This is a genomic window from Aquipuribacter hungaricus (assembly GCF_037860755.1).
Taxonomy (GTDB): Bacteria; Actinomycetota; Actinomycetes; order Actinomycetales; family JBBAYJ01; genus Aquipuribacter; species Aquipuribacter hungaricus.
Map to the genome: position 1 here is coordinate 1 of NZ_JBBEOI010000534.1, position 570 is coordinate 570.

Annotated in this window: 1 protein-coding gene; it reads right to left on the bottom strand. The window is 79.6% G+C overall.

Features of this window, described 5'->3' with window-relative positions:
• Positions 1–570: hypothetical protein (locus WCS02_RS21035; RefSeq protein WP_340296249.1), on the bottom strand; the 570-nt coding region annotated here is incomplete at both ends.

Genomic DNA, 570 nt, shown 5'->3' on the forward strand with positions numbered 1-570 from the left:
GTCCGGGCGGAGGGGTCGCCGAGCGGGTCGGCCACCCCGGTGACCCGCAGCCGGGCGGCGGGCAGCCCGGCCAGCGCGACGAGGTCGGCGGCGGTCGACCGCGAGATCGGCAGCAGCCGGTCGTAGGCGTGCAGCGCGAGCAGCCGGGCCTCGTACGCGCACCGGGCGCCCTCGTCGGGCAGGTAGCGCCACGGCGCCCGGTACGGCACGAGGTCGTAGACGACGGCGGCGGTGCGCACCCACGGGGCGGTGAGCAGCGGCGCGACGACGGTGCTGTCGTCGGTCATCGGCGACAGGCCGACGAAGGCGACGACGTCGGCGAGCGGGACGTCGGCGACGTGCGGCACGACCCGGCCGAGCAGGGCGCGGGCGGCGGCGGACAGCTCCCCCGCGGCCGGGTCGACGAGGCCGACGACCTCGGGAGCGCGGGCGTCGGCGGCCGTCGCGGCGGCGAGGGCGCCCAGCAGCGACAGGGCGTGCTTGCCGACGCCGCGGGTGTCGTACTCCCCCGTCTGCAGGCAGCGGACGTCGACGACGACCAGGGCCCGCCCGCGGCCCGCACGGCCGGCG